Origin of the sequence: Terriglobus sp. YAF25 (genome assembly GCF_052113305.1) — a bacterium.
In the GTDB taxonomy this organism is placed as follows: Bacteria; Acidobacteriota; Terriglobia; order Terriglobales; family Acidobacteriaceae; genus Terriglobus.
Map to the genome: position 1 here is coordinate 1 of NZ_JBFRCY010000818.1, position 1,904 is coordinate 1,904.

The 1,904-nt window shown below is 58.0% G+C and carries 1 protein-coding gene; it reads left to right on the forward strand.

Features of this window, described 5'->3' with window-relative positions; translation table 11 throughout:
* Positions 1-10: 10 nt before the first annotated feature.
* Positions 11-1,904 (forward strand): MBG domain-containing protein (locus tag AB4043_RS24100; RefSeq protein ID WP_442308332.1); only part of this gene is annotated, 1,894 nt, incomplete at its 3' end.

Genomic DNA, 1,904 nt, shown 5'->3' on the forward strand with positions numbered 1-1,904 from the left:
GGGTAGTACGGTGAACGCAACACTGACTATCGCCACAACTGCCGGTCTTACGCCCAACACATATCCGTTTACCGCATCTATCACAAACACCAGCGCGGGCTGCCAAGGCAGCCATCCGAGCACAGGTGCCAGCGTTGTGGTACGGGCCAAGACCAGCACGACGACCACGATCACAAATGCGGGAGCCCTCGCGACACCAACTGTCGTCGGTCAAACGTACCCCGTAACCTACAGTGTTGCTGCCGGAAGCGGAACGCCAACGGGCACCGTTACGGTGAGCGACGGATCGGCCAGCTGTGTAGCAAATGTGAGTGCAGGCGCTTGCAGTCTGACTTCGGCAAGCTCCGGCGCCAAGACGATAACAGCGACTTATTCCGGCGATGCGAACTTCTCTACGAGTACATCAAGCGGCACCTCGCACACCGTAAATGCCGCCAATACCAGCTCTGTTTTGACCTCCTCGCTCAATCCGTCCGTCTCCGGGCAATCCGTTACCTTTACGTCCACCGTTACCGTCACTGCTCCCGGCAGCGGTTCCGTCCCGGTTGGATCGGTTGTTACCTTCAAGGATGGATCGGCCACCTTAGGCACCGGAACGACTGACAGCGCTGGCACTGCGACCTACTCGACGACAACGCTCAGCGATGGGAACCATTCCATCTCCGCTGTATATGCAGGCAACACAAACTTCACGACAAGTACATCCAATGCAGTGGCGCAGTTGGTGAAAGGAAATGCACGATTCAGCTCTCTTGTTCCTGCATCTGCTTCCATAACCTACGGCCAGGCGAGCATTTCAATCTCCGGCCAGGTAGCGAATGCGACAAAGACAGTGTTTGCAGCGAGCGGGGAGACGGTTACAGTCACGATCAACGGCACGTCCCTTCCGATGACTATCGTTGGGAGCAGCGGGAACTTTAGCGGGACCTTCGACACTCACACGATTCCCTCGTCTGGAAGCCCCTATACGATCAGCTATTCGTATCCCGGAGACGCCAATCTCACCACGGCGACAGATAACAGTACCAAACTGACGATAAATAAGGCGGCTTTAACCGTGACCGCCAACGACGTAGCCACGGTGTATGGGACGCCGATTCCTGCTTACACGAGCGCGATAACGGGTTTTGTCAACGGAGAGTCCCAGAGTGTAGTCACAGGCACCGCATCGCTGACTACCAGTCCGGCAGCTCCTACTAACGCTGGTACCTATACCATTACCGCCGCGGCCGGCACGCTCGCCGCCGCAAATTACAGCTTCAACTTCGTCAATGGAAGTTTGACCATCAACAAGGCCGTCGCCTCGGTGACTCCGAACGCTGCGAACAAGACCTATGGAACGGCGGATCCGGCTTTGACTGGAACCATGACTGGCTTCCTGGCTGCCGACAGCGTGACTGCAGTCTATAGCCGTGTGGCTGGTGAGACCGTGGCTGCTGGACCGTACACCATCAGCGCCACGCTGAGTCCGGCCGCGGTGCTGAACAACTACACCGTCACCTACAACACGGCTTCGTTCACCATCAACAAGGCCGTCGCCTCGGTGACTCCGAACGCTGCGGGCAAGACCTATGGAACGGCGGATCCGGTTCTGACGGGAACCTTGACTGGCTTCCTGGCTGCCGACAGCGTCACTGCAGTCTATAGCCGTGTCGCTGGTGAGACCGTCGCCGGTGGACCGTACAACATCAGTGCCACTCTGAGTCCGGCTGCGGTGTTGAGCAACTACACCATCACTTACAACACAGCTGCGTTCACTATCAACAAGGCCGTAGCCTCGGTGACTCCGAACGCTGCCAGCAAGACCTATGGGACGGCCGATCCAGCCCTGACCGGAACACTCACCGGATTCCTGGCTGCCGACAGCGTGACAGCAACCTACAGCCGTGCCGCAGGTGAGACCG